Source organism: Streptococcus humanilactis (genome assembly GCF_019448275.1).
GTDB classification, from domain to species: domain Bacteria; phylum Bacillota; class Bacilli; order Lactobacillales; family Streptococcaceae; genus Streptococcus; species Streptococcus humanilactis.
On sequence record NZ_JAHXBZ010000004.1, the window covers coordinates 1 to 23,455 of the forward strand.

Here is a 23,455-nt window from a genome sequence, read left to right on the forward strand (position 1 = left end):
CCGTGAAAAGGCGGTGTCTTAACCCCTTGACCAACGGACCAGAGTTGTTATTTTCAACTCTTACTATTATACCGACTTTTTATTTTTTGTCAACTACTTTTTTAAACTTTTTTTATTAATTTTACAACAGCTTCAGTTCGAGCTGTATGTGGGAACATATCGACCGACTGGATATAATGAAGATCATAGACTTCTACTAAGCGTACCAAATCACGAGCCAAGGTCGAAACATTACAAGAAATATAAACCATTTTTTCTGGCACATAAGTAAGAATAGTATCTAATAACTTATCATCCAGACCTGTACGTGGTGGGTCCACAATCAGAGCATCTGCTCGGTAGCCTTCCTTGTACCAACGAGGAATAATCTCTTCTGCCGTTCCAGCTTCATAATGAGTATTGTCAAATCCCATTCTTTTCGCATTTCGCTTGGCATCTTCAATAGCTTCTGGGATAATATCCATTCCTCTAAGTGTCTTTACTTTCTTTGCAAAGGCAAATCCAATCGTTCCCACTCCACAATAAGCGTCAATCAAATGGTCTTCTTTATTAACATCCAAGGCTTTTACCGCCTCGTTATAAAGAACTTCTGTTTGTTCAGGATTTAGTTGATAGAAAGCTCGAGGAGATAGTGAAAATTCATAATCGAGTACACCTTCTTGAATACTCTCTTGTCCCCAGATAATCTCTGTCTTTTCACCATAAATCTCACTGGTTTTAGCTGTATTTGTATTAACAGCTACTGTCACAACTTCTGGAAAATCTTTAACTAAGTCTTTTACTAGTTGGGTTAAATTAAGCTGACGATTTGTAACAATAATAATCTGAACCTGTCCAGTCTTTCTTGCTCGTCGAACCATTATAGTTCTAACACCTAGAATTTTTCTCTCATCTGTGATTGGAATTTGGTGAAAAGTAAGTAATTCCGCTAGACGATTAGCAATCACTTGGGTTTCCTTGTCTTGTACCAGGCAGTCTTTCAACTCTACTAAATAATGAGAGTTTTGTACATATAAGCCCGCCTTGACCTGATTCTTAAATTTTCGAGTCTGAAATTGTAACTTAGCACGGTAGTACTTTGGTTCCTGCATACCAATCGTCGGACGTATTTCATAATTTTCATATCCTGCAGGGGCAAATTTTTTCAGTGCTTGATGAAGCAAGTCCGTCTTGAACTCCAGTTGCTTATCATAATGCAGGTGCATGATTTGGCAGCCTCCGCACTCATTGTAAATAGTACATGCTGGCACAACACGGAATTTAGACTTCTTGTTGACCTTCAGTAATTTTGCCTCTACAAAGTTACGTTTAATAGAAGTAATCTGACAATAGATATCTTCACCTTTGAGAGCACCAGGCACAAAGACTAATGTTTTTTGATAAAAGCCGATTCCCTCACCATTAATTCCCATGCGCTTGATTTTTAATGGTATTTTTTGTTTTACTTTCAGATTCATACCCCTATCTTATCACATTTTGAGTTATAATAGAACTATGAAAATCACAAAACTTGAAAAGAAAAAAAGACTCTATCTGATGGAGCTTGATAATGACGACAAATGCTACATTACTGAAGATACTATTGTTCGCTTTATGTTATCAAGAGATAAGGTGATAAGCGAAGAAGAATTGAAAGAGATTCAGGAGTTTGCCCAATTTTCTTACGGTAAGAATCTAGCTCTCTACCACCTATCCTTTAAAGCACGCACTGAAAAAGAGGTTAGAGAATATCTAAAAAAATACGATATTGATGAAAACATCGTTTCTCAAGTCATTGCTAATCTTAAAGAAGATAAGTGGATTAATGATGGTCAGTACGCTTATGCTATCATCAATGCCAATCAACTTTCAGGAGACAAGGGGCCTTATGTACTGACTCAGAAACTAACACAAAAGGGAATTTCAAAATCTACTATAGAAGAGAACTTGAAAGAATTTGATTTTTCTGAAGTTGCTCAACGCGTAGCTAATAAACTATTGAAAAAATATGAAGGAAAACTTCCAGCTCGTGCTTTGCAGGATAAGATAATCCAAAATCTGACCAACAAGGGGTTTTCCTATTCTGATGCTAAAAGTGCCTTTGACCAGTTGGATAGTCAAGTTGACCAAGAAACGACTCAGGAACTCATCTTCAAGGAACTTGATAATCAATATGCCAAGTATGCCCGAAAATATGAAGGATACGAACTTAAACAACGTTTAACTCAAGTTTTAGCACGAAAAGGCTACGATTTTTCGGATATAGCAAGCGCTCTCAGAGAATATCTTTAATATTTTCATGTAAAATTCACAGATTTTAGGTAATTTTATGGTACAATAGTAAACGATAAACTTATAAATTGTAGAAAGTTGGTTAGTTATGAAACTTCCAAAAGAAGGCGACTTTATTACAATTCAAAGTTATAAGCATGATGGGAGTCTCCACCGAACTTGGCGGGACACCATGGTACTAAAAACAACAGAAAACGCCATTATTGGTGTCAACGATCATACACTGGTTACCGAAAGTGATGGTCGTCGTTGGGTCACTCGAGAACCGGCTATTGTTTACTTTCACAAGAAATATTGGTTTAATATCATTGCCATGATTCGCGATAATGGAATTTCCTACTATTGCAATATGGCTAGCCCCTACTATCTGGATGAAGAAGCACTGAAGTATATTGATTACGATTTGGATGTTAAAATTTTTACAGATGGGGAAAAACGTCTCTTGGACGTTGAGGAGTATGAGCGTCACAAACGCAAAATGAATTATTCTGATGACTTGGACTACATTTTAAAAGAACATGTTAAAATTCTTGTTGATTGGATTAACAATGGACGAGGTCCTTTCTCAGAAGCCTATGTAAACATTTGGTACAAGCGCTATGTAGAACTAAAGAATCGGTAAAGTTGTCAAACTGGGGTTAAGACCCCGGTTTTTTTATTTTAAAAACCCAGCTTTACAGCTGGGGTGATTTCTATATATCTAATTTCGTAACAGTAAATTTGATGTGGGAATAGTCTTTTTCAACATCCTTATCCAGCAAGAAAGCTGTAGCATCTTTCTTAACCTGAACCAGGTCAATATTCTGGGCTTGGGCTGCATAGACGCATCCACAATAACATTGACGATAGATATCATACTCCTCACACATCTCTACTGAACGTTTGTAGCCTTGATTTTTCTTGAAATCGCTGGGAAGATAGTGGGTGGTATAAATTTTTTGCACGTCGATTCCGATGCTGTTGATGGTTTGAGAATTCTTATGAGGACTGATGGTTAAAGCCGAACCGAAGTAGTCAAAGCCTAAATCCATAGCCACTTGAGCTGTCTTATCCAGTCGGTAGTCAAAGCAAACCTTACAACGGTCGCCACCTTCAGGCTCTTCTTCCAGTCCTCTGACTAACTTACGATATTCATTTGGTTCGTAGGGAGCTTCTAGATACTGGACCGTATTTCCTGTCCGCTCATTAAAATCACTGACAAATTTCTTGGTAACATAGGCTCGCTTATGGTATTCTGCCTTGGGATGGATATTAGAATTGGCAAAATAAATGGTCACGTCTGCATACTTAGTCAAATATTCTAGAGTATAGGTACTGCAAGGGGCACAGCAAACATGCATGAGAATAGTTGGACGTTGCTCATTTTTCTCCCATACTTGTACCATCTTCTGCATGACACGGTCATAATTAATCTTCTGATTGGGGTTCATCTTGCTCAGAATTTCTTCTACATCGATCATGTTCTTCTCCTTTTTATAGTCTTATTTTATCATATAAGTTAGGAGAGCTCAAATCAATTTAGAAGTGAATATCATAAAAAGGAGGAATAGGCATTCCCTCCTTTTGTGTTTTTTATAAGTTGTTTTCTATAGAAAGCTTACATCATGCCGCCCATCATGCTTGGATCCATTGCTGGAGCCGGAGCTGCTGGTTCTGGTTTATTGGCTACGACTGCTTCCGTAGTCAAAATCAAGCTGGCTACAGATGCTGCATTTTGTAGAGCTGAACGACTCACTTTAACTGGGTCGATAATCCCTTGATCAATCATGTTAACCCATTCGCCAGTTGCTGCGTTGAAGCCTGTACCAACTTCAGCATTTTTCAAACGATCGATAACGATAGAGCCTTCAAATCCTGCATTGTGGGCGATTTGACGAACAGGTTCTTCCAAAGCACGGAGAACAATATTGCGGCCCGTTGCTTCGTCTCCTGTCAATTCCAAATCAGCCACGGCTGGAATAACATTGACAAGGGCTGTTCCACCACCTGCAACGATACCTTCTTCAACAGCTGCACGAGTAGCGTTGAGGGCATCTTCAATGCGGAGTTTCATTTCTTTCAACTCAGTTTCAGTTGCAGCTCCGACCTTGATGACTGCTACACCACCTGACAATTTCGCCAAGCGTTCTTGCAATTTTTCACGGTCAAATTCAGAAGTTGTGGTTTCGATTTGAGACTTGATAACTGCAACACGGTGAGAAATCGCTTCAGGATTTCCAGCACCTTCTACGATAACAGTGCTATCTTTGTCCACAGTTACTCTCGCTGCTTGACCAAGAGCTTCAATTGTCGCATCTTTCAACTCAAGACCAAGATCTTCTGTGATAACTGTTCCGCCTGTTAAGATGGCGATATCTTCAAGCATGGCTTTGCGACGGTCACCAAAACCAGGTGCCTTGACTGCTACCACATTGAAGGTTCCACGAATCTTGTTCAATACAAGGGTTGGAAGAGCTTCACCATCTACATCATCCGCAATAATCAAGAGTGGACGATTGCTTTGGAGAATGCTTTCTAGGAGTGGCAAGATTTCTTGGATATTTGAAATCTTCTTGTCAGTAATCAAAATGTATGGATTTTCAAGATCAGCTACCATTTTTTCGCTATCTGTCACCATATACTGTGAAAGGTAACCACGGTCAAACTGCATTCCTTCCACAACTTCAAGTTCTGTTTCCATACCGCGTGACTCTTCGATAGTGATGACACCATCTTTGCCAACTTTCTCCATGGCTTCAGAAATGTATTCACCGACTTTTTCAGAACGAGAAGATACAGCTGCAACTTGAGCGATAGCTTCTTTATTAGCAACAGGGATGGCATTGTTTTTCAAGGCTTCAACTGCTGCGGCAACTGCTGTTTCAATCCCACGACGAATGCCGATTGGATTTGCACCTGCTGTGACGTTTTTGATTCCTTCACGGACGATTGCTTGGGTCAAAACAGTTGCAGTTGTAGTCCCATCACCTGCAATATCATTGGTTTTTGAAGCTACTTCTGATACCAATTTGGCACCCATATTTTCAAAATGGTCTTCCAATTCGATTTCTTTAGCAATGGTCACCCCGTCATTGGTAATCAAAGGTGAGCCAAATGATTTTTCCAACACAACATTACGACCTTTTGGTCCCAAAGTTACTTTAACAGTATCTGCAAGGATATCGACACCACGGACCATGGCTGAACGAGCATCAGATGAAAATTTAATTTCTTTTGACATACTTACTTTCTCCTTCTATTCTTCAATGATAGCCAAGATGTTAGCTTCGCCAACGATGATGTACTTCTCATCACCATCTTTGACATCAAGACCTGCGTGGGCTTCAACTAAGACACGGTCTCCAGTCTTAACACTTGGAGCAACCAAGTCACCGTTCAAGGTACGAACACCTTGTCCAGTAGCCACAACTTTGGCTGTTTTAGTTTTTTCTTGGGCTGAACCTGCGAGGACAAAACCTCCAACAGTTTGTTCTTTTTCTTCTACTTTTAAGACCACACGGTCCCCTAATGGTTTCAACATCTGTTTTCCTCCATGATGAACTACATATTATTAGCACTCTTTATATCTGAGTGCTAATTTATAGTTCTATTGTATCACTTGGTCAGAAATAGTCAAGAAAAAAGTCTGACTTTCTCAAGATAAAAAGCCTGAGAGCAACTCAGACTTTTCAATGTTTAAAATGGCAATTCTTCCTCTTCCAAAACCAAATCTGCCAAATCCTGCCCTGCGTTATTTTCTCGCATGGCACGTTGAGCACGACTTTCCAAGAGTTGGAATCCTGTCACAAGGACTTCGGTCACATAGTTCATTTGACCATTTTTCTCAAAGCGACGAGTACGCAATTCCCCATCAACGGAAATGAGACTTCCTTTAGTTGCGTAGCTGGCCAAGCTTTCTGCTAGTCTGCCCCATAGAACCATATTGACAAAGTCAGCTTCACGTTCACCGTTTTGGTCTTTGTAACGACGGTTCACAGCGATAGTTGCTCGCGCTACTGACTTGTCATTGTTGGTTTTGTGCAATTCTGGTGTAGACGTCAAACGCCCAATCATGATAACTTTATTATACATATTTTTTCCTCCTACTTATCTATTCGTAGGAAATCAAAAAAAGTTACAGAAATTTGTAACTTTTCGAGAAAAAATTTTTTATTTTTTATGAACCATGAAACCTGTCGCTTGTTGATTTGCCATAATGGTCATATCTGTAATCTGCACACGGCGAGGTTGACTGGTCACATAGACTACTGTGTCTGCAATATCCTGAGCTTGCAAGGCTTCGATTCCTTGGTAAACGGACGCAGCCCGCTCTTTATCACCGTGAAAACGCACTGTAGAAAAATCTGTTTCGACAATTCCAGGCTGAATGGTTGTCACCTTGATATCCGTTGCAATGGTATCAATTCGCAGTCCATCTGAAAAGGTCTTAACTGCTGCCTTGGTAGCTGAGTAAACAGCTGCACCCGCATAGGCATAGATTCCTGCGGTTGACCCCATGTTGATGATATGTCCTTGATTGGCTTTTACCATTGCTGGCAAGAAACAGCGAGTGACTGCCATCAAACCTTTGACATTGGTATCCAGCATGGTCAGCATATCCAACTCTTCATAGTCCTGATAAGGTGCTAAACCTAGAGCCAGTCCGGCATTGTTGACCAGAATATCAATCTGACCTATCGTTTCTATAATATCAGAGCAGACATCCTTTACCATGTTCATATCCGTGACATCTAGCGGAAAAGTCCAGACAGTTTGATTTGGGAATGCTCCTGCAAACTCAATTTTTAAGGCTTCAAGTCTGTCTATCCGTCGTCCTGTTAGAACGACATTTTCACCCTGCTCCAGATAAGCACGCGCAATTGCTTCACCAATACCTGATGTCGCTCCTGTAATCACAACATTTTTTGCCATCTTATTTCCTTCTATCTGGTCTATCAGATACTGACAATTTCTTAGGCAGTCCAGTGTTTAGCTGGATCAAATGGAGTTCCAACAACTTGGTCTTCTGATAATTCAATAATACCACGTTTTTGCGGAGCATTTGGCAGATGCAATTCACGAGGACTGCACATCATGCCAAAACTCTTTTCACCACGAAGTTCGCCTGGGAAAATGAGATTGCCTTTTGGCATCATAGCTCCAGGAAGAGCGACAATGGTTTTCAACCCCACACGCGCATTGGGTGCTCCTGCAACGATTTGCACTGTCTTATCACTTGCGACTGCAACTTGGCAGATGTTGAGGTGGTCACTATCAGGATGGGCTACCATCTCAACGATTTCACCAACAACAAACTTAGGCTCTTTATCATTGATAATTTCTTCTTTAAAACCTTCCGTTTGTAATTCTTGGTTCAAACGAGCGACTTGCTCATCTGATAAAAAGACTTGACCGCGCTCTGCAATTTCAAACAAACTTGAAACTTCAAAAATATTCCACGCCACTGTTTCCCCATTATCTTTGAGGAAAACACGAGCTACCTTGCCTTTGCGTTCCACATCTAGTTTGGCATCTCCGCTGTTTTTCACGATGACCATAAGGACATCACCGACATGTTCTTTATTATATGTAAAAATCATTGTTTCCTTTTCTCCTATTTCAGTCCTGCTAAAAAGTCATTAATTTGTTGCTTGCTTTTACGATCGCGATTAACAAAACGACCAATTTCCTTGTCTTTTTCTAGAACAACAAGGCTAGGGATTCCATAAACATCCCAGAGTTTGGCTAAATCTATATACTGGTCTCGGTCCACTCGAATAAAGGTGAACTCAGGATTGGTCTCCTCAATTTCTGGCAAGGCAGGATAGATATAACGACAATCGCCACACCAGTCTGCCACAAAAAGGAAGACTTTCTTGCCATCTTTTTCTACTAAAGATGCCAATTCTTCTAAACTTGCTGGTTGTATCATAAGACTTCCTCCTCATAGACTAGGTCTTCATTTTCATAGACAAAGGTATAATGACGGCCATCCTCAAAAATGACGCCACCAACCAAGCTCTCTAGACTGCTTTCATAGACTTGAACATAGAGAGTCGCAATTTCCCCCATATCTGAAAAATGGTCTCGCACAATCTCTGTCAACTCTTCCTGAGTCTTCATGAGCTTACGGTCATCTGCAACTTTTTTCGTAGCAAGGGCAAGACTTCCAATACCAAGCAAAGCCAAGCCTGCCATCCACATTTTTTTAGCTTTCATACCATTCATTTTAACACAAAAAAGGCTTTAGGACAAATGAGGAAGCAGCAGAAAAGCAAGTAAAAAGCCTCTTCCTTTAAGGAAAAGGACTTCTTATACTCAATGAAAATCAAAGAGTAAACTAGGAAGCTAGCCGCAGGTTGCTCAAAACAGCGTTTTGAGGTTGTGGATGAAGCTGACGTGGTTTGAAGAGATTTTCGAAGAGTATGATTCTTATTGCCAGGCGCCTGAGTTGCCAACGTAGTAACCATCAGGTGTGTAAGTATTACGAAGCATCTTACCTGATGAAGCTAGATAATACCACTTGCCATTATCTTTGACCCAATCATTCGCTAGCATGGCACCAGAAGAACTTACATAATACCAGTCTCCCTTGTCATAAACCCAAGTGCTTGCTTTCATAGCTCCTGAAGTTGATAAATAGTACCACTTGCCTTGGTCGTAAAGCCAATCACTAGCAATCATGGCTCCTGATGATTTAAAGGCATACCAGTTGCTACCTTGATAAAGCCAAGTTTGATTGAACATGACTCCTTTATCATTCATAAAGTACCAAGTTCCCTTGTCATAAACCCAATCCTTCTGCACTAATTGACCTTGTTTTTGATAGTACCAGTTTTGGTTTGATTTTAGCCAGCTTTCTGCTTTTACAATCGGATAAAGTTCTTTGAAAGATCCTCCATCATATTTATGACTGATAGATTTTAGTTTTTCAAGTTTCAACTCGCCATTGCCATAGTCTGCCCAAGCAAAGACTTTTTGACCATTGACAGTCTCTGGTAAGGTAGCAGTGTAAGTCTTGGTTTGATAGTCCCATTTTGTATCAAGGTAGGTGTATTGATCATTTGATTCTTTAATACGGTAGTAGCCTCTCTTTCCACTATCATTATGAATATCATCCACAACTTTCGTTGACCAGGTCTTTACTTCGTTTCCGCTCTTAGCCTCGACCTTGATATCTCCTCTATAGCCATATGGAACATAGAAATTCAGGTAACGCCCTTCTATACCCATCATAGACTTGTCCTTTTCTTGACCTAGAAAATTGACTGTCTGATCTTGACCATCGAGACTAACTGTCCACTCGATTTTCTCGGTTTTTGGCAAATCCAAGACTTTGATATCCACTTCATGACCATTGTTAAACCGAAGAATCTTGCCATCTTGATACTGTACTCCACACTTAACAACCCATTCTTCTTTAAGCTCAAATGCCTGCCCTGAATGTGGAAAAGCCAGTAAAGCTAGACCAGCTAGAGACAAACCAAATAATGTGATTTTTTTCATCGTAGATCCTCCTTAGGATTTTTTATGTTAATTATATCACTATGTTTTTATTTTGCAACTCATATCCTAAATATGCAAGTAAAAAACCTCTGAGATTCTTCTCAAAGGTTCTGATTTTGCTAATTGCTGTTCTCAACCGCTGCAGTAATAAAGGCAGTGTAGAGTTCTTCTGGACGATTTGGACGACTTGAAAGTTCAGGGTGATACTGACACGCTACAAAGAATTTATTTTCTGGAATTTCCACGATTTCTACCAAACGATTATCTGGAGAAACTCCTGAAAAGACAAAGCCTGCTTCCTCAAACTGCTCACGGAAGGCATTGTTAAACTCATAACGATGACGGTGACGGCGTTGCACCACTTCTTGATTATGATAAGCAGCTGCTGCCTTAGAGCCACGTTTCAACTTAGACGGATAAAGTCCCAAGCGAAGGGTTCCCCCCATATCCTCAACATCAATCTGATCACGCATGATATCAATGATAGGGTATTTTGTTTCTGGTGCAAGTTCTGCAGAATTGGCACCTTCAAGACCCAAAACGTGACGAGCAAACTCGATACAAGTCAACTGCATTCCCAAGCAGACACCTAACATTGGAACATCCTTTTCACGCGCATAGCGGATAGCTTGTATTTTCCCTTCAGTACCACGTTGACCGAAACCACCTGGTACGATGATTCCGTCCGCATCCGACAAGAGTTCTGCTACATTCTCTGCTGTCACATCATTGGCATTGATCCAATTAATTTTAACTTCTGCGTCGTTGGCATAACCAGAGTGTTTCAAGGCTTCAACCACAGAAATGTAGGCATCTTGCAACTCAACATACTTACCGACAAGGGAAATTTTAACTTGTTTCTTGAGGTTCATGACCTTGTCCACCATAGTTGACCACTCTGTCATATCCGCTACAGGTGCGTCTAGTTTCAAATGGTCACAGACAATTTGGTCCATACCTTGTGCCTGCAAGTTCAGTGGAATTTGGTAAAGATGTTCGACATCCAACGATTCGATAACGGCTTCTGGTGCTACATCACAGAACTGGGCCAGTTTGTTTTTAATTCCTTGACCAGCTGGCTCTTCTGTACGAATAACCAACATATTTGGTTGGATTCCCAATCCACGCAATTCTTTTACAGAGTGTTGAGTTGGTTTGGTCTTCATTTCACCAGCAGCCTTGAGGTAAGGAAGCAGGGTTGTATGGATGTACATGACGTTATCCGCACCTACATCTGCCTTCATCTGACGAAGGGCTTCTAGGAATGGCAAGGACTCTATATCTCCTACTGTTCCACCAACCTCTGTGATAATGACATCAGAGTCGGTCGTTAGAGCGGCACGCTTGATTTTTTCTTTCAAAGCATCTGTGATATGAGGAATAACCTGAACAGTTGCCCCAAGGTATTCTCCACGGCGTTCCTTACGAAGCACTTCACTGTAAATTTTACCAGTTGTCACGTTGGAATATTTGTTGAGATTGATATCGATGAAACGTTCATAGTGACCCAAGTCCAAATCTGTCTCAGCTCCGTCATCTGTCACAAATACTTCCCCGTGCTGGTAAGGACTCATAGTTCCCGGATCGATATTGATATAAGGGTCAAACTTTTGAATGGTTACTTTGAGACCACGATTTTTCAAGAGACGGCCCAGACTCGCTGCGACAATCCCTTTCCCAATAGACGATACCACACCACCAGTTACAAAAATATATTTCGTAGACATAGATTCCTCTTTCTAAAATGCTCAAGGTCTTGTTAACTACGAGGGGACATAGAAAACAAGACCCTACTAATAAGAATAATCTGGGACGACTGCACCAGATTCACAACTAAAATACAAGAAGATAACTTCTTGAAAAACAAAAATAGCTCCCTAAGAACTAGGGAGCTCCGACCTCTAAAAGAGGTGCCCGAACAATATGATACCTAAAAATAGGATAATTGTCAATAGCTAACTTTTATTCCTCAATGTTTTCAGAATCATCGTCTGAAAACTCGTCATCTTCTTCGTTGAGATCCACGTCTTCACCCAAGTCATCAGGGGCGATTTCGTTAATTTCTGCGTCGTAAGCTTCCACTTCATTTTTCTCATCATCTGGATTTTCATCATCATATGAAAGAGCTGGATCTGCTTCGTATGCATCTTCGTCTTCTGGATCATCTGCATTGTAGTCAATAGCATCTGAATCGCCATCCATGAAGGCATTGACACGTTTTTTCTTAGCTTTTGGTGCTACTTCATCGTCGTCATTTTCCTCAAGAGCGATGATTTCTTCGTCGATTTCGTCTACACCATACCATGAACGAAGCCCCCATTTGTTGTCTCCAAGTGAGATGAAGCTACCGTCAAAGTTCAACTCTGTGTAGAACAAAGGCAAGGCTTCGCGGATATCGCTGTTTGATGTTCCAAGGTAGTTTTGAATTTCGTTTACAAGATCACTAAAATGCATCTCATGGTCGCGACCACGAAGTTCCAAGATAGCACGCGCTACCTCAATCATAGATAGTTCACTTTTTTCTTGCCCAGCAAATACTTCTAATTCCAAAGCGTTTCTCCTCATTTTTACTACTATCGCCAGAGCAAACAGACTCTGACCTCATTTTATCATTTACTCTTTATTTTACGATAATTTTGCAGAATAGTCAAAGGTTAAGGGGGAGAAAGTGATAGGACTTTTTATTGCTAACTTCTCAAAGTAACTTCCACTTGCCTAACCGAAGTGGAAATTAGTCTAAAATAGATTTTTATGGTGGAATTAAGTATGAGACGTTTGATTCAAAATGAAAATCATACATAAAAATTTTTAAAAATTTTCTCTATCGTAAACCTGCCACTAGTTCAGAAACTATACTAGCTGATTCCAAACGTAATATGGTCATTTCATCTACCTTCCCTAATAATGGCATTGCACCATACCAAACAATGGTCTTGTTTACCAAAAGAATAGGCGTGACTATTTTTGATTGAGTAAAAGACACTTTAATTTTCTTGCTCTTCAACTGGTCTAGCCATGCTTTATTTGCAACCGTCTCTGGTATACATATCTCAATTTGACTAATCCTAAATTCTTTTAGAAAATTCATCAGTTTTGTCTGGTGCACATAAGGTAAAATAAGCATACACTGCTGTCTTTCCCCTGCCAAGTCCTCTCTCAGCACATTCTCATATCTACTATCAACATAAACGAATTGTTTCTCCTCACCCTCAATGGCACGATAATCCATCTTTCGATAAGCTACTTGTCGTTTCTGAAACATCTTTTCTAAATAAGGAACATGAATATCTACATAATCGAAAATCCGTACCAAGGACTTATTCTTGTAGTTTCGATGAATCCGACCTGCATACTGAATCAAATTATTTTTCCAAGAAAAGGGCGCTGCCAAGATAAGCGTGTCCAACTGAGGTAAGTCAAAACCTTCACCAATGTATTTTCCAGTTGACAACAATACAAACCCTTTATCTAGCTGTTCTAATATCTCCAGTAAACTTGTTCTCTCTCGGACTTTGGTTTTTCCGCTAATAATATAACAGTCATCAACCTCTTTCTCTTTCAATAACTTTTCAAAGACATCTATCTGTTGAATTCGATTGACTAAAACCAAGATATTCCGCCCTTCTGCCACTTGGTCTAGAATATCCTTGAGAATCATCTGATTCCTCACTGAGTCAGTAGCAAACCAATCACTAAGCTGTATAAAATTACTTGCTTTAGTCTTTTCAATTTCCAGATGACCAAAAGAAGTGAATCTTAATTGCAATTGCCGTTTAAAAGATGTCTCCCTCTTATCAGCAGTATGGAGTATCTCACCAATTCTCTGAAAAACAATAGGCTCATGACCATTCTTACGCTCAGGCGTAGCCGTCAAACCGTAAAGATACTTCCCTCTAAACTGAGCAACAACTTTTTCAAACATCAAGGCAGATACATGATGACACTCATCCACAATCATCATCTCATACTCATCCAAAAGACTTTGACTATTTTCCAACTTAAATAGAGATTGAATCATAACAACATCAACCAGTTTACTCATCCATTTCTTAGTCCCACCGTACTGCCCAACATAGCCTATTACCTTTTCACGACCTGATGCCGTATAACGGGTAGCTTCTTCCTCTTCGAAAGTCAAAAAATGGTTTAAACGATCCAGCCATTGATCTAAGAGTTGCCTATTATGAACTAGGATAATTGTTTTGGTTTTCCGTTCAGAGATGAGAGCAGCACCTAAAACGGTCTTTCCAAAACCAGTCTCCGCATGAAGTAAACCATTTTCTTTAGAAGTCATATCTGACAGGGCTAACTCTTGCTCCAAAGTGAGCTCTCCCTTAAATTCCACTCTAATAGACCTTTGTACCCTTCTCCTATCTTCCACAGATACCTGCTTAAATTTATCTTGCAATGGATACAGCAAACCTCTTGGCAGCCATAAATAATGATCGGATTCTTCAAATAAATACATTCGCTCAGGAATTTGATAGGTTGGCTGTCGCATAGCCTGCTTTAAATAAAATTCGGGATTAGAAAATGAAGCCATATTTTTCAAGAAAAACAGTGTCTTGGGTGTCACAGACGATTTTTCAAGTTGGATCATATCGGATAAGACGACCTTCAACTCCTTATCCAATTCTTGCTTGCCTAACTCCTCTTGGATTAACAGTGCCACTTTAGCAGTTGAAACCCTCTGAATTTCTTGTAGATACCTCCATTGGTCTTCATAAGGCTGAAAATATTCATCCACAAAGACCGTTCGCCCTTGATGATAAGCTTCTCCTTGAAAAGGAAGGGCAATCAAATTACCAAGTCCACCTTTAGGAAGAACATCCTGATTTGGAAACATGCGATCAAAAGAATCAAAGGACAGTTGCATACTTTCCTGCATTGCCATTTCTAACAGTTTCTTTCCAAACAAGCGAGCCTCTCGACTCGGAATCGCTTCCTCAAAGAAGAACCAAATATGGAGTCCGTGACCCGAACGAGAAATCTCTAGATGGGCTTCCATATGGCGTTCCCTGGCTATTCTTCTAATGGCTAAACCAGCTTCTTTCCAATCTCTTTCATCCAAATCCAGTACCAAAAAATAACAGCTATCATCTAAGTGCATAGGAAAGATACCGATAGCTGTCTCCCCACGAAAATGAGATTTCAAAACGGAATCTGTCAATGTCTGGAAACTCCGTTTTTCAGGTGGCAACTGCTTCCAACCATAATCATAGGATGGAAAATATTGAATTTTTCCTTGATCATTGATGAAACTCTTAGCATAAACATCATAACGGCCAGCAAACACGGAGGTAAACAATTGTAATTTTTCTTGCGTCGTCAAGCAACTACTTTGAAGTTGGAACATCTCCTCGAACTGAGAGCGTTCCATCACAAACTGACTCTTGTCTTTAAGATGTTTACACAAGAAAAACTCACTATCCCCATTAAAAGAAGAAAAGACATCAAGTACTTCTACCACAATTCCATCCAAAGACACAAAAACAGCCATAACAATCACCTCCTTGATTCCTATAGGCTGATTATAACAAGAATAGCTGAAATTGTACACGAAAATAAAATCCTAATAGTACTGAAAGTACGAGATAAATCGAGTTTAAACGAGCAATCTATAAAATTAAAAAAACACATATTATCAAGCGACCTAAATCTTTGATGATATGCGTTTTCTTGTAGGAATATTTACTTCATTTTTTCCTAAAATTCAATATTTACTCAGTATAAGGATTTTGAAAGATCGAAATCTAAATCTAGATACATTCTTTCTGAAGACAAATCATTTTTACCACCGAGCAAGAGATTTTCAAAAAAAGCTGTTAAAAACTCAGGACGTCGCTGTAAAATCTTTGCATTATCTAATACCAAGGCATCACGAAAATACTTGGCATGTTGCTGAAATGGTGTATTATCAATATCAAAACCAAACTCACGAAGATACTGAATCAAAAAGACCGTTACTGTCCGAGTGTTTCCTTCGCGAAATGGATGAATCTGCCAGATTCCTGAAATAAAATGCTGGATTTTTTTAACCATATCCGCCTGGGTTAGTGTCGCATATTCAACTTGTCTTTCCTGATTAAAATCATAATCCAAGGTCATTTGAATCATAGAGAAATCAGAGTACACAACACTTTCACCATTCAAAACAGGTTCATTCTTTGTGATATTGGTTTGACGAAATTGCCCCACCGGAATAGAGGCTTCAAATATATCTTGAAACAACTCCTTATGAATAGCAAGTAGGGTCGCAGGGCTGAAGCTAAAGCCTCTTCGAGACAGTAGTTCTACAATACGTAGAGAAACTAAGTCTGCCTCCTCCGTACTTGCATCAATGGTATGATGATAAGCCGTTGCATCTTCATAAACCTGCTCGTAAGTCAGTTCACCTCGAGATTGTTTCTCAGCCAAAGATTCCATATAAGCTGATGGCACTAGATTATCAACCTTCTGTAGGCCAAAACCGATCTGCCATAAGTCACGTTTATCTTCATAAGACAAGTTTGGATCGTCAATGTTGTAAGTTGGTTGCATAGAAAGATCCTTTCAATTGTTTTTCTGTGTCATAGGTAAATGGTGAAATGGGCATGGAATTGACGTAAATTATAAAAAACCATCATTGGCATACACCACTCTGAACTCGTTGATCTGTTCAAATCCCAACTCAATTCCCCCAACACCTGAGAAGAAGGCTGCAATATTGTACTTCTCAGTTCGGTTCGAACTTACAGAATTTGTCATGTAGTAACCTGCTTTCTAAGTTAGTAATTCTGATACTTAATCATAAAATCACATATAATTTACTAATCAAGAACAATAAATATGTTTATGAAAATAAATAAACTGAGTTGCTATTTGTATCTATTTTCTTTTCTTTATGTAAGAGAAAAAGGAGTCTTTTAATCCAGAGAATATACTACTATGTTCTTGTTGAGAATCCTTAAATATTTCTCTATCATATTTTACATTAAAGGGGTCTTCGCCAAAATGTTTTATATAGACTTCTACTGCATATGTATCCATCATTCCAGATATATAGTCTAAAACTTTTCTAGTTTTTTCTTTTTTACTAGTATGATTATCCCATCTATATTCGACTGGCATTAACATTCCATCTTTGTTATACTCGTCATTCATAAATAATTCAAAAAGTTTCGTTAAAACCTTTGTTCCAACCGTTTCATAAAGCATGATATTATCTGAACCAGTGACACAATCAAATATAGTTTTTTTCAGTGCTTCTGCCAAAGATTTATAATTTTTAAACCCGAGTTCCTCCTTATTCTTTGTTCCAGTTTTTCTTTGAAAGTCTTCCTCTACTGTGATAACATTGATATCTTCGATAAGTTTATTCACTATGGTTGAAATTAATTCTCTTCGAAAATAAAAATCATAGTCCTCAGTTTGACAAATCTCTGAAGTTCTTTTTTTTGCGAATTGTTTTGCGTCTTCAATCCAATTATAGAACTTTTCTTTTACTTCATCTTCAAGAGTATCATTATTCTCTAATCTAAAATAAAATTCATCAATTGTAAAATAATTGCTAGCTAATGCATCTTCTAAATCATGAGCACAGTATGCAATTTCGTCTGCAAGATCAACTATTTGGACATCAATTGTTCTAAACGGTAAGTTAGCATTTTTTAAAACTTTTTCAAACTTATTAGATAATTCATCGTAATCATCTTTATATAAAAATTTTTTCTTATCCTTATCATATGCAACAAAGTACTTGATGATTGCTGCTAAAGTACGATAAGTCAAATTAAGACCATTATATTGAGGAGATTTCTTCTCAATTTTTCTTAGAACACGAATGCCTTGTGCATTTCCCTCGAATCCAACATCCGGAGCAAGTTTATTCAAAACTCTTTCCCCATGATGACCAAAAGGAGGATTTCCAACATCGTGAATCAAGGAACCCGTTTCAACCACTACGCTCATTTTTGAGAAATTCTTCTCTATATTTTTCTCATGTTGAATATATTCTTTTGTGTTGGTGTTCGCAGATTTAGTTTTAATTTTTTTCTTAACTTTTATCTTGAGTTCATCAACAATTCCACGAGCTATCTGTGCAACTTCAAAACTATGGGTTAGTCGATTTCTATGAAAAGCTTTACTATTAACTTCGAATAATTGCATCTTCCCTTGTTGACGTCTAAATGAAGTTGAGTAGATAACTCTTGCATAATCTCTTTTAAATTCATCACGATCTCGGTTTGAAACTTCAATATGCTCTCGAACTTCTAAATCTGTAACTTTTTCCCAATGATTCTCTAGGAATGTAATTAATTCTGTCATAATATCACCTTTGATTTTCTACACCAACTTCTTCATCTCATCAATACGTGCTACGGTCGCGTCGTATTTAGCTTGGTAGTCGGCTTGTTTGTCGCGTTCTTTTTGGACGACTTCTGGTTTGGCATTGGCTACGAAGCGTTCGTTAGAGAGTTTCTTTCCTACCATATCCAGTTCTTTTTGCCATTTAGCCAGTTCCTTGTCGAGGCGAGCTAGTTCTTCTTCAACATTGAGGAGGTCTGCCAGTGGCAAGTAGATTTCTGCTCCTGTGATGACACTTGACATAGCGAGTTCAGGCGCAGGGATGTTTGATGCGATTTCCAAGTGTTCTGGATTTGTGAAGCGTTTGATGTAGTTGACATTGCTGTTAAAGAAGGTATCCAAGTCGCTATCGCTTGTCTTAACAAGGATAGTGATAGGCTTGCTTGGTGCTACGTTTACTTCTGCACGCGCATTACGAACAGCACGGATCAAGTCTTTAAGACTTTCCACACCTGTGTGGGCCGCAAGGTCTTCAAAGGCTGGATTGACAGTTGGGTAAGTCGCTGTGACGATAGAGCCTTCTGAGATTTGTCCAAAGATTTCCTCTGTCACGAATGGCATGATTGGGTGAAGGAGACGAAGGATCTTGTCCAAAGTGTAAAGGAGAACAGAACGTGTGATGACTTTCTCTTCTTCATTATCGCTATAAAGGACTTCCTTGGTCAACTCAACGTACCAGTCCGCAAACTCATCCCAGATGAAGTTGTAGAGGATGTGTCCAGCCACACCAAACTCAAACTTGTCAAAGTTAGCAGTTGCTTTTCCAATAGTTTCATTGAGGTTGTGGAGAATCCAGCGGTCTGTGACGTTTCCAGCTTCCTTGTTAACAACTTTTTCCACATTAGCCGTTGCTTGCTCAAGAGTCAAGCCTTCATTGTTCATGAGGATGTAGCGAGAGATGTTCCAGATCTTGTTAATGAAGTTCCATGAAGCATCCATTTTCTCGTAAGAGAAGCGCACGTCTTGCCCTGGTGCAGAACCGTTTGAAAGGAACCAACGAAGGCTATCTGTTCCGTACTTATCAATAACATCCATTGGATCAATCCCGTTACCGAGAGATTTCGACATCTTGCGTCCTTGCTCATCACGAATGAGACCATGAATCAAGGCATTTTTGAATGGCGACTTGCCAGTAAATTCCAAACCTTGGAAAATCATTCGAGATACCCAGAACGGGATAATATCATAACCAGTCACCAAAGTTGATGTTGGATAATAACGTTTGAAGTCTTCTGAGTCAACATCAGGCCAGCCCATAGTTGAGAATGGCCAAAGGGCCGAACTGAACCACGTATCCAAGACATCTTCGTCCTGAGTCCAACCGTCACCTTCTGGAGCTTCTTCGCCGACATATATTTCACCCTCAGCATTGTACCAAGCAGGGATTTGGTGACCCCACCAGAGCTGACGAGAGATTACCCAGTCGTGGACATTTTCCATCCATTGGAGGAAGGTATCGTTGAAACGAGGTGGGTAGAATTCAACCTTGTCCTCTGTGTCTTGGTTGGCAATAGCATTTTTCGCCAATTGGTCCATCTTAACGAACCATTGCGTAGACAAGCGTGGCTCAACTACAACACCTGTACGCTCTGAGTGACCAACACTGTGGACACGTTTTTCGATTTTAACGAGTGCACCGATTTCTTCCAGCTTAGCAACAACTGCCTTACGAGCTTCAAAACGGTCCATACCTGCAAATTCGAAGGCCAAGTCGTTCATAGTTCCGTCGTCGTTCATGACGTTGACTTGTGGCAAGTTGTGGCGTTGACCGACCAAGAAGTCGTTTGGATCGTGGGCAGGAGTGATTTTCACGACACCAGTACCAAATTCAGGATCTGCGTGCTCATCACCAACGATTGGAATCAGTTTATTAGCGATTGGAAGGATGACATTTTTACCAATCAAATCCTTGTAGCGTGGGTCTTCTGGATTGACCGCAACCGCAACATCCCCAAACATGGTCTCTGGACGAGTAGTCGCAACTTCGAGGGCGCGTGAACCGTCTTCCAGCATGTAGTTCATGTGGTAGAAGGCACCTTCGACATCCTTATGGATAACCTCGATATCAGAAAGGGCTGTGCGAGCAGCTGGGTCCCAGTTGATGATAAACTCACCACGGTAGATCCAGCCTTTCTTGTAGAGGTCCACAAAGACTTTACGAACAGCTTTTGACAGGCCTTCATCAAGGGTGAAACGCTCGCGAGAGTAGTCGACAGAGAGCCCCATCTTGCCCCATTGTTCCTTGATGGTAGTGGCATATTCGTCTTTCCATTCCCAGACTTTCTCGAGGAATTTCTCACGACCGAGGTCATAACGGCTAATACCCTCACCACGCAAGCGCTCCTCTACCTTAGCCTGAGTGGCAATCCCCGCATGGTCCATACCAGGAAGCCAAAGGGTATCGAAACCTTGCATCCGTTTTTGACGGATGATAATATCTTGCAAGGTTGTATCCCAAGCGTGACCAAGGTGGAGTTTCCCAGTTACGTTTGGTGGCGGAATGACGATTGAATAAGGCTTAGCCTTTTGATCGCCTGAAGGCTTGAAAACATCAGCGTCAAGCCATTTTTGGTAACGACCAGCCTCAACTTCGGCTGGATTGTATTTAGGTGAAAGTTCTTTAGACATGTGTGTGTCCTTTCTCTATTTTGTTCATTTTATTTTGAATTTGCTTAGCAGCTTCTTTTGCAGTCAAACTCGTATTATTTATTTTAAGGTAGTGGTGCAACTCATTCGGTTGATGTTGGGAATTTAATTGAAGTGTTTCAGCGGTCTCTAAAATTTCTCTTTCAGATACCTCAATATGTCGTTTTAAGGGTTTGTACTTTAATCGATTCTCCGTTTGATTTCGACGTAAACGCTCCTCAAGACTTGTTTCCAACTCAACAAACAGAATCTCTTGATGAAAGTTATCCAATAAATCCTGAATTTGCTTCAAATACATCAGCTGGTACTGATTTGAAAAATCAATCACGTCTGTTAAAATCACATATCTCTGATTTCTAGCGCTAGCTCCAAGGAAAGAAAAGGTAATTCCACGAACAAATTCCCACATCTCCTCGGTATAATCCTGATAGATTTCTAGTGCAAAATCGATGGCTTGATGGTTATAAAAGAGGGTAGCATCCGTCAGTCGAGACAGTTCTTGACCAATCGTCATTTTTCCTGAGGCTGGAGCACCAATGATGAAAAGATGCATCAAATCACCTCCCACTCACTCCTTAACAAGCCATATATCAGACTGTCACAGCGGTTCCCTTGAGCATCTTTGCGGTCTCTTATGCGAGCTTCGAGGGTGAAGCCAAGCTTTTCCGCGACTCGTTGACTTTGAAGGTTATATCCAAAGCAAGTTAGTTCAATCTTGTGAAGACCAAGTTCTTTAAAAGCTATGTCAATCAAGGCACGCGCTGCTTCTGGCACATAACCTCGTCCCCAATAGTCTGGGTGCAAGGTATAGCCAAGCTCTAGCACATCATCCGCATGGCGATGGTTGAAGTCAACAGAACCAATGACTTTATCGGTTCCTTTGACGACAATTCCATAGCCAGCTGGGAGATTTTCCTTTTGATTGCGTTCTGGAAGGATATGCTCCAGATAATAGATTTCATCTTCCAAGGTCTTGACGGGCGGAAAGCCTGCTGGGTAAGCAACCTCCGGCAAACTAGCGTAGACATTGATATCCTCAGCATCCGCCACTGTGCGGACTCGCAGTACGAGCCGCTCAGTTTCTAATCGCTCTGGCAACTCAGTTCTTGCCATCCTTCTTCCTCGCTTTCTTTATGAAGCTCCCCATAGGGTCAACACGGTTATCTAAATAGCGATAAACGCGCTGGTGACCGTCCCCCATAAAGTAAGTCGGCGAAAAATGGTCATTTTTAAAATGTCCCTTATCATCCAACAGTTCTGGAGCAGCAAGTCGTTCGATAATCTTGGCAAAGATATGACAAATTCCATCTTCCTCGATAATCCGATCTACCTGACAGTCCAATACGACTGGACAGGCCTCTAAAATCGGAGACTGAGTCTGTTCAGAAATCTCGTAGTCTAGTCCCAGGTGTTTTAATTTCTCTCGATGACTGATAAAACCAGCCTGCTCCATCTCGAGCATGAGATTTTCATCAGGAATATTCACAGTAAACTTCTGGTAATGCTTGATTTGCTCAGCCGCATTTTCCTCAGCTCCAACACCGATGACCAGCCAATCTCCCAAGCTATAAGAGGAACTGCAGGTCGTGATATTCTGCTCAAAGTTCTGGTCCTGATACCCCAAAATGAAAATAGGAAAACCATAGTAGAGTTTACTTGTTTTAAAAGATTGCTTCATAACAACCCCCTTTGACTAAGACGCAAAAGAAAAGCCCTGCCATCTACATGACAGGGACGAATGTATTTATCCGCGGTACCACCCAATTTCGGGCAGTTGCCCGCAACTCTCGTCTTTAAAACAAAAAGACACTTTTATTTCAAATTTTCATCCATTAGCAACCAGTTTTGACACATTTGTGGACTTCTCAGCACCGCCACTTTCTGTAAAATGTGGGATTCAAAACACCTCTAATGGCTCTATTGTAGCAAGATTTTGACGGAAATGCAAGGCTCAAGAAAAATTACTTGAACTTGATGCCATTTTCCTTCAATTTCTTGATGGTAGCTGGGCCGATTCCTTTCAAGGCAAGGAGTTCTTTTTCAGTCCAGTTTTTGAAATCTGAAGCAGACTTGATTCCTTCATCATAGAAAGTTTTGGCACGATCAAGTGGAAGTCCACCCAAGTTTGCTGCAAAATCTTCTACAGAATTGGCTACTTTTTGAGCTTGCTCTTTGGTAGCTTCTACTGCTTGTTCAACTTTTTTAGAAACAGCCTTACCAGCTTGGCTTGCTGACTTCTCAGCACGTTTTACGACTTTTTTTGTCTCTTCTACAACCTTAGTCACAGTACTTGAAAAAGCACCTGCACGACGGAGGCTATTTCGTAATTGTTTTTTACGATTGAGTTTCTTTGACATGATAAAATCCTTTCAATAAAAAACCCCTGCTCTGACAAGGATTTAATATAAATATTCTATCAAGATTTTAGTAAAAAATCAAGAATCTATCTCGTTTAATAATTTCGCTCACCGAATAAGCCATCTGGCAAATCATGGAATCCCTTGCCTGCTTTGAAGTTTTCAAACTTACCAAGCAAGAACTGATAAGCATCCAAGCGGCTTTCGTAGCGAATCATGGCATCTTTGGCACGCTCGTCCTGGTCTTCTTCGTAGACTTTTTGGCTTTCCTTGTGCGCCATGTCGTTGATCATGATTTGGGTATTGACCCAGGCTTCAAATTCCTTCATAAATTCTTGTTCGTAACTCAT

At 40.1% G+C, this 23,455-nt stretch carries 23 protein-coding genes and 1 pseudogene; 2 read left to right on the forward strand and 22 right to left on the reverse strand.

Translation table 11 applies throughout. From position 1 onward, the window contains the following. Positions 1–101: 101 nt before the first annotated feature. Positions 102–1,457: a 23S rRNA (uracil(1939)-C(5))-methyltransferase RlmD gene (gene rlmD, locus KV696_RS06475; RefSeq protein ID WP_153193001.1), complete on the reverse strand. Its 1,356-nt coding sequence runs from the start codon at positions 1,455–1,457 to the stop codon at positions 102–104. A 37-nt stretch (positions 1,458–1,494) separates the two neighbouring features. Here rlmD and recX point away from each other — a divergent pair, with 37 nt between their 5' ends. Next, on the forward strand, positions 1,495–2,271 hold the full coding sequence (gene recX, locus KV696_RS06480; RefSeq protein ID WP_203175862.1) for a recombination regulator RecX: 777 nt from the start codon (positions 1,495–1,497) through the stop codon (positions 2,269–2,271). 88 nt (positions 2,272–2,359) lie between these two features. After that, complete coding sequence (gene ntdP / locus KV696_RS06485) at positions 2,360–2,893, forward strand: nucleoside tri-diphosphate phosphatase (RefSeq protein WP_000775316.1); 534 nt, start codon at positions 2,360–2,362, stop codon at positions 2,891–2,893. Positions 2,894–2,963: 70 nt separating this feature from the next. Here ntdP and KV696_RS06490 read toward each other — a convergent pair whose 3' ends face one another. The 21 genes and pseudogenes from KV696_RS06490 to KV696_RS06590 all read right to left on the reverse strand — a co-directional run bounded on the left by KV696_RS06490 (position 2,964) and on the right by KV696_RS06590 (position 23,455). Further along, on the reverse strand, positions 2,964–3,731 hold the full coding sequence (locus tag KV696_RS06490; RefSeq protein ID WP_000567567.1) for an epoxyqueuosine reductase QueH: 768 nt from the start codon (positions 3,729–3,731) through the stop codon (positions 2,964–2,966). A 137-nt stretch (positions 3,732–3,868) separates the two neighbouring features. Continuing rightward, positions 3,869–5,491, reverse strand: coding sequence for a chaperonin GroEL (gene groL, locus KV696_RS06495; RefSeq protein WP_000031580.1), 1,623 nt, complete (start codon positions 5,489–5,491; stop codon positions 3,869–3,871). 15 nt (positions 5,492–5,506) lie between these two features. After that, positions 5,507–5,791, reverse strand: coding sequence for a co-chaperone GroES (groES, locus tag KV696_RS06500; RefSeq protein ID WP_077804733.1), 285 nt, complete (start codon positions 5,789–5,791; stop codon positions 5,507–5,509). A gap of 155 nt (positions 5,792–5,946) precedes the next feature. After that, a complete protein-coding gene (locus tag KV696_RS06505; protein ID WP_000282465.1) occupies positions 5,947–6,342 on the reverse strand; it encodes a single-stranded DNA-binding protein in 396 nt (131 codons plus the stop codon). Positions 6,343–6,420: 78 nt separating this feature from the next. After that, positions 6,421–7,182, reverse strand: coding sequence for an SDR family NAD(P)-dependent oxidoreductase (locus tag KV696_RS06510; protein ID WP_219967174.1), 762 nt, complete (start codon positions 7,180–7,182; stop codon positions 6,421–6,423). A gap of 41 nt (positions 7,183–7,223) precedes the next feature. Then, a complete protein-coding gene (gene ytpR, locus KV696_RS06515) occupies positions 7,224–7,850 on the reverse strand; it encodes a YtpR family tRNA-binding protein (protein WP_219967175.1) in 627 nt (208 codons plus the stop codon). Positions 7,851–7,864: 14 nt separating this feature from the next. Next, positions 7,865–8,182 (reverse strand): thioredoxin family protein, encoded by a 318-nt coding sequence (locus KV696_RS06520; protein ID WP_000615776.1) that lies wholly within the window; start codon positions 8,180–8,182, stop codon positions 7,865–7,867. After that, the gene (locus KV696_RS06525; protein ID WP_001013974.1) at positions 8,179–8,478 is read right to left on the reverse strand and encodes a DUF4651 domain-containing protein; all 300 of its coding nucleotides are present in this window, start codon (positions 8,476–8,478) and stop codon (positions 8,179–8,181) included. The genes KV696_RS06520 and KV696_RS06525 overlap by 4 nt, the downstream gene beginning before the upstream one ends. A gap of 204 nt (positions 8,479–8,682) precedes the next feature. Next, positions 8,683–9,756, reverse strand: coding sequence for an N-acetylmuramoyl-L-alanine amidase family protein (locus KV696_RS06530; RefSeq protein ID WP_219967176.1), 1,074 nt, complete (start codon positions 9,754–9,756; stop codon positions 8,683–8,685). Between the two features lie 119 nt (positions 9,757–9,875). Further along, on the reverse strand, positions 9,876–11,483 hold the full coding sequence (locus KV696_RS06535; RefSeq protein WP_219967177.1) for a CTP synthase: 1,608 nt from the start codon (positions 11,481–11,483) through the stop codon (positions 9,876–9,878). A 235-nt stretch (positions 11,484–11,718) separates the two neighbouring features. Beyond that, positions 11,719–12,306 (reverse strand): DNA-directed RNA polymerase subunit delta, encoded by a 588-nt coding sequence (rpoE, locus tag KV696_RS06540; protein ID WP_031227756.1) that lies wholly within the window; start codon positions 12,304–12,306, stop codon positions 11,719–11,721. A 271-nt stretch (positions 12,307–12,577) separates the two neighbouring features. Then, complete coding sequence (locus KV696_RS06545) at positions 12,578–15,256, reverse strand: TOTE conflict system archaeo-eukaryotic primase domain-containing protein (protein ID WP_219967178.1); 2,679 nt, start codon at positions 15,254–15,256, stop codon at positions 12,578–12,580. A 224-nt stretch (positions 15,257–15,480) separates the two neighbouring features. Continuing rightward, positions 15,481–16,296 carry a Fic/DOC family protein gene (locus KV696_RS06550; protein ID WP_219967179.1) on the reverse strand — a complete coding sequence of 272 codons (816 nt, stop codon included), beginning with the start codon at positions 16,294–16,296 and terminating at the stop codon, positions 15,481–15,483. 81 nt (positions 16,297–16,377) lie between these two features. Further along, positions 16,378–16,503, reverse strand: a pseudogene (locus tag KV696_RS06555) (DNA (cytosine-5-)-methyltransferase); the annotation flags it as partial. A gap of 120 nt (positions 16,504–16,623) precedes the next feature. Further along, positions 16,624–18,063, reverse strand: a complete 1,440-nt coding sequence (locus KV696_RS06560; protein ID WP_219967180.1) for a deoxyguanosinetriphosphate triphosphohydrolase family protein — start codon at positions 18,061–18,063, stop codon at positions 16,624–16,626. Positions 18,064–18,081: 18 nt separating this feature from the next. After that, a complete protein-coding gene (locus KV696_RS06565; protein ID WP_219967181.1) occupies positions 18,082–20,730 on the reverse strand; it encodes a valine--tRNA ligase in 2,649 nt (882 codons plus the stop codon). After that, complete coding sequence (locus tag KV696_RS06570) at positions 20,723–21,301, reverse strand: AAA family ATPase (protein WP_219967182.1); 579 nt, start codon at positions 21,299–21,301, stop codon at positions 20,723–20,725. Before KV696_RS06570 ends, KV696_RS06565 begins: the two co-directional genes overlap by 8 nt. Continuing rightward, entirely contained in the window at positions 21,301–21,861 is a 561-nt protein-coding gene (locus tag KV696_RS06575; protein WP_219967183.1) for a GNAT family N-acetyltransferase, read from the reverse strand. The genes KV696_RS06570 and KV696_RS06575 overlap by 1 nt, the downstream gene beginning before the upstream one ends. Then, the gene (locus KV696_RS06580; RefSeq protein ID WP_219967184.1) at positions 21,848–22,426 is read right to left on the reverse strand and encodes a flavin reductase family protein; all 579 of its coding nucleotides are present in this window, start codon (positions 22,424–22,426) and stop codon (positions 21,848–21,850) included. Before KV696_RS06580 ends, KV696_RS06575 begins: the two co-directional genes overlap by 14 nt. A 283-nt stretch (positions 22,427–22,709) precedes the next feature. Next, entirely contained in the window at positions 22,710–23,105 is a 396-nt protein-coding gene (locus tag KV696_RS06585) for a helix-hairpin-helix domain-containing protein (protein ID WP_045605660.1), read from the reverse strand. 95 nt (positions 23,106–23,200) lie between these two features. Then, entirely contained in the window at positions 23,201–23,455 is a 255-nt protein-coding gene (locus tag KV696_RS06590) for a DUF1912 family protein (protein ID WP_000119706.1), read from the reverse strand.